Below are 5,190 nucleotides of genomic sequence, written 5' to 3'. Positions count from 1 at the left end.
TAGAACCTAGAACCTAGAACCTAGAACCTAGAACCTAGAACCTAAGTTCTTATACTCCCCTTGATTTTCTTTTATCCACCTCCATATCTCCATAGTTAATATAATTTTATAGTCTTAATTAAAGTTATGTTTACGGCTTATTTTAAATTTTCTTGCAGAAAACTGATATCTTAACTACGCGATGGTTTGATGTTTCGCAGAGTCTGGTATAGTAGCGCACGTATTGAACGCTGTATTTCACAACGTTTCTCGAAATTGCTAATTAATATGTGCTCGTGTGAGTAATCTATTAATTAGTAATTATAAAAATGGGTTAGCTGATACTCGGCTAGCAAAGAACACATTGTAACGGTTTTATCATGATATCTAATTTATTTACCAAGATTTTTGGTAGTCGCAATGACCGCACTATTAAAAATTTAAGAAAGACGGTCGCGCTGATCAACGCGCTTGAAACGCAACTTGAAGCGCTTTCAGACGAAGATTTAAAAGCCAAAACAGCAGAGTTTAGAGAGCGTTACGATAACGGACAAGGTCTTGATGACATTCTACCAGAAGCATTTGCTGTGGTACGTGAAGCATCAAAACGTGTAAATGGTATGCGTCACTTTGACGTACAGTTGCTAGGTGGTATGGTTTTACACCAAGGCCGCATCGCAGAAATGCGTACTGGTGAGGGTAAAACCCTTACCGCAAGTTTACCAGCATACTTACGTGGTATTACAGGTAAAGGTGTTCACGTAATTACTGTGAATGACTACCTTGCCAAGCGCGATGCTGAAACTAACCGCCCATTATTTGAATTTTTAGGTTTAACTGTTGGCTGTAACGTACCGGGTATGATGCCGCAACAGAAAAAAGAAGCCTACGCCGCTGATATTACCTACGGTACTAATAACGAATTTGGTTTCGATTACCTGCGTGACAATATGGCGTTTAGCATTAACGAACGCGTACAACGTCCACTTTACTATGCGGTAGTCGATGAAGTTGACTCGATCTTAATTGATGAAGCCCGTACTCCACTGATTATTTCCGGCCCCGCTGAAGACAGTTCGCAGCTGTATGCTGAAATTAATACCATAGTTCCGCTTCTTGAGTTACAAGAGAAAGAAGACGAAGAAGGTATTGAAGGCGATGGCGATTTCACTATTGATGAAAAAGCCAAGCAAGTTCATTTAACTGAACGTGGTCAAATCAAAGTTGAAGAATTACTGATTGAACGTGGTTTGATAGCTGAGGGCGACTCGCTTTATTCTGCTGCGAGTATTACCCTGCTTAGCCATATTTATGCGGCATTACGTGCTCATAAGCTGTATCAAAAAGACATTGATTACGTTGTAAAAGAAAACGAAGTAATCATTGTTGATGAACACACTGGCCGTACAATGGAAGGGCGTCGTTGGTCTGAAGGTTTACATCAAGCTGTTGAAGCAAAAGAAAATGTAAAAATTCAAAACGAAAACCAAACGTTAGCGTCAATTACATTCCAAAACTACTTCCGTATTTACGATACCCTTGCAGGTATGACTGGTACTGCCGACACTGAAGCATTTGAGTTTCAGTCAATCTATGGTCTAGATACTGTTGTTATGCCAACTAATAAGCCGATGATCCGTGAAGATCGCGCTGATTTAGTTTACTTAACGCAAGAAGAAAAATACGAAGCCATTCTAATCGATATTAAAGATTGCCAAGAGCGCGGCCAGCCAGTATTGGTGGGTACGATTTCAATCGAAAGCTCTGAGTATTTATCGCAATTTTTACGTAAAGAAAAAATCAAGCACAACGTACTTAATGCTAAATTCCATGCCCAAGAAGCAGACATCGTTGCCGATGCTGGTTTACCAGGCACAGTAACAATCGCAACTAACATGGCCGGTCGTGGTACTGATATCGTGTTAGGCGGTAACTGGAATAGCGAAGTTGAAAAACTTGAAAACCCAACTGATGAGCAAATCAAAGCGATTAAAGAAGCGTGGCAAATTCGCCATGATGCAGTAATTGCTGCTGGTGGTTTACATATCATTGGTACTGAGCGTCACGAATCACGCCGTATCGATAACCAGTTACGTGGTCGTTCGGGTCGTCAAGGTGATGCCGGTTCAAGCCGTTTTTACCTATCGATGGATGACGCATTAATGCGTATCTTCGCTGGTGAACGCATGACTAATATGATGCGTAAACTAGGTATGCAACGTGGCGAAGCGATTGAGCATCCATGGGTTAACCGTGCCATTGAAAACGCGCAACGTAAAGTTGAAGCACGTAACTTTGATGTGCGTAAACAATTGCTTGAATACGATGATGTAGCAAATGACCAACGTCGTGTTGTTTATTCACAACGTAATGAGTTGCTTGAAGAAGGCGATATTTCAGAGACGATCACGGTTATTCGTGGCGACGTATTGGGTAACACTATTGACCAATACATTGCACCGCAAAGTCTAGCTGAAATGTGGGATATTCCGGGCCTTGAAGAGCGCTTAAAACAAGACTTCTTAATTGAGTTACCGATTACACAATGGTTAGCTGACGATAACAAACTTTACGAAGAAAAGTTACGTGAGCGTATTGAAGAGTCAGTTGAGCAAGCTTACAAACAGAAAGAGCAACAAGTTGGTGATTCTGTACTTCGTCAGTTTGAGAAAGCAATTATGCTACAAAGCCTGGATCAACATTGGAAAGATCACCTTGCTGCGATGGATCACCTTCGCCAAGGTATTCATTTACGTGGCTACGCGCAAAAGAATCCTAAGCAAGAGTACAAGCGTGAGTCGTTTGAATTGTTCTCTGAAATGCTTGAGAACCTGAAAATTGATGTCGTTAGTATTTTAAGTAAAGTACAAGTACGTGCTGAAGAAGATGTTGAAAAAATCGAAGAGCAACACCGCCAAAGTGAAAATGCTCCTCGCGAATATCAACATGAAGAAGTTGAGCACGTAGGCGGTGAAGCACCTCAAGGTGCAGTCGTAACATCACGCGCAGAGCCAAAAGTTGGCCGCAACGAACCTTGCCCGTGTGGCTCGGGTCAAAAGTTCAAACAGTGTTGTGGTAAGTTAAAATAACCAAATGTTATAATTAACAATTAAAAAGCGACGCCTGCGTCGCTTTTTTTGTTTGTAAGATTAAATATCAGGCGAGTAGCTTGCCACCGCGTTTTAAATGTGGTGTTTGTGCGTCAGCAAGCTCAACGCCTACGGTGTTAAATTTTATCTCGGTGTTAAATCACTTGTAGGCGAGTGGCTTGCCACCGCGATATTCAATATTGTATCGGTGTTTGTGCGTCAGCAAGCTCAACGCCTACGGGTGTTGCATTTTACTCTGGTGTTTAATTAATTGCTTGTACGCGGCTTTATGCCGCGCGGTTTTAATAAAGGTATTACGATGAATAAAAAAATTGTGCATGTAGCGGTGGGGGTTATCAAAGCAGATAACACACTATTTATCTGTAAGCGCCCTGACGATAAACATCAAGGTGGTTTGTGGGAGTTTCCGGGCGGCAAAGTAGAAGCTGGCGAAAGCGTATTCGAAGCACTAAAGCGCGAACTTCAAGAAGAAGTAGGTTTAACAATTAATAGTTCAAGCGAGCTGATGGTTATTGAGCATGATTATGGCGATAAATGTGTAAAACTCGACGTGCATTTAGTCACTGATTTTAGCGGCCAAGCCCATGGCGCAGAAGGTCAGCAAAGTGCATGGGTCGCGATTGATAAGTTAGACGATTACAATTTTCCTGCCGCCAACGTAGAGATTATCGAAAAAATAAAAGTGGATGTTTAAATTTAAGTTGGCGAGTGGCTTGCCACCGCGTTTTAAATGTGGTGTTTGTGCGTCAGCAAGCTCAACGCCTACGGGTGTTAAATTTTACTCTGGTGTCTAATTAATTACTTGTAGGCGAGTGGCTTGCCACCGCGTTTTAAATGTAGTGTTTGTGCGTCAGCAAGCTTAACGCTATGGTGTTAAATTGTATTCTGGTGTTTAATTAATTGCTTGTAGGCGAGTGGCTTGCCACCGCGTTTTAAAATGTGTTGTGGTGTTTTGCGTCAGCAAGCTTAACGCCTACGGGTGTTAAAGTTTACTCTGGTGTTTAATTAATTACTTGTAGGCGAGTGGCTTGCCACCGCGTTTTAAAATGTGTTGTGGTGTTTTGCGTCAGCAAGCTTAACGCCTACGGGTGTTAAATTTTACTCTGGTGTCTAATTAATTACTTGTAGGCGAGTGGCTTGCCACCGCGTTTTAAATGTAGTGTTTGTGCGTCAGCAAGCTTAACGCCTACGGTGTTAAATTGTATTCTGGTGTTTAATTAATTGCTTGCCACCGCGTTTTAAAATTCCGTGTTTGTTTATTAATAAAGCTCAATCTCTACTGGAGGGATCTCGATTAATTGCTATATTTACTTGTAGTTAATTGAGGGAAAGTAATGGTTGATACAAGTAAGCGGACTAAAGGGCGATGCTCGATAATTAATCATTATTACTCAGTTACAATTTGTACTGAAAATAGAATGCAGCTTTTTTGTGATTTTGATAGTAGCTGTTTAATTATGAGGGAGTTACATTTTTTTTCGCATTCGGGAAACCTTAAGACAATTTGTTTTTCATTAATGCCTGATCACTTGCATTGGCTATTTCAGCTTAGAGATACTGATGATTTATCCAAAGTTATTGGTCAATTTAAAAGTATTACTACGATTAAATTGAACCGTTATTTACTTTCTAGCGGAAAAATTTGGCAAGCTAACTTTTATGATCACAAGCTTAGATCTGATGAAGATTTACTTAACCAAGCTAGATATATAGTTGCAAACCCGCTCAGGGCTGGCTTAGTTAAAAGTGTGGGTGATTATCCATTTTGGAATTGTGTATATTTAAACTAATCCCAGTACATCTAATCTACTCTTTCGTAATATGCCACCGCGTTTCAAAATGTGGCGTGGTATTTTGCGTCAGCAAGCTCAACGCCTACGGTGTTAAATTTTACTCTGGTGTTTAATTAATTACTTGTAGGCGAGTGGCTTGCCACCGCGTTTCAAAATGTGGCGTGGTGTTTTTGCGTCAGCAAGTGCGTATTCTCATGACTTTGATCACCGATTCTCATCAGCTTTGATCACTTGATTTATCATTTTGTAGAGCCGTTTTTAAATTAGCTTAACTGATCACATCAGTCAATTTATTTAACTGTTTTCGT

3 protein-coding genes are annotated in these 5,190 nt (G+C 40.7%); all 3 read left to right on the top strand.

Features of this window, described 5'->3' with window-relative positions:
• The first annotated feature begins 359 nt into the window (after positions 1–359).
• Positions 360–3,068 carry a preprotein translocase subunit SecA gene (secA, locus tag H5154_RS22260; RefSeq protein WP_182719662.1) on the top strand — a complete coding sequence of 903 codons (2,709 nt, stop codon included), beginning with the start codon at positions 360–362 and terminating at the stop codon, positions 3,066–3,068.
• A 319-nt stretch (positions 3,069–3,387) separates the two neighbouring features.
• Positions 3,388–3,783 (top strand): 8-oxo-dGTP diphosphatase MutT, encoded by a 396-nt coding sequence (gene mutT / locus H5154_RS22255; protein WP_145236688.1) that lies wholly within the window; start codon positions 3,388–3,390, stop codon positions 3,781–3,783.
• Between the two features lie 640 nt (positions 3,784–4,423).
• Entirely contained in the window at positions 4,424–4,879 is a 456-nt protein-coding gene (locus tag H5154_RS22250) for an REP-associated tyrosine transposase (protein ID WP_182719661.1), read from the top strand.
• Positions 4,880–5,190 lie beyond the last annotated feature (311 nt).

It is taken from the genome of Pseudoalteromonas sp. SR44-5 (assembly GCF_014163675.1).
In the GTDB taxonomy this organism is placed as follows: domain Bacteria; phylum Pseudomonadota; class Gammaproteobacteria; order Enterobacterales; family Alteromonadaceae; genus Pseudoalteromonas; species Pseudoalteromonas rhizosphaerae.
This window is presented reverse-complemented; position numbering and strand designations above follow the sequence as displayed.

Bases quoted from the DNA above. Each gene is read 5' to 3' on its own strand.
- secA (WP_182719662.1), top strand. From the start codon at position 360: ATGATATCTAATTTATTTACCAAGATTTTTGGTAGTCGCAATGACCGC.
- mutT (WP_145236688.1), top strand. From the start codon at position 3,388: ATGAATAAAAAAATTGTGCATGTAGCGGTGGGGGTTATCAAAGCAGAT.
- H5154_RS22250 (WP_182719661.1), top strand. From the start codon at position 4,424: ATGGTTGATACAAGTAAGCGGACTAAAGGGCGATGCTCGATAATTAAT.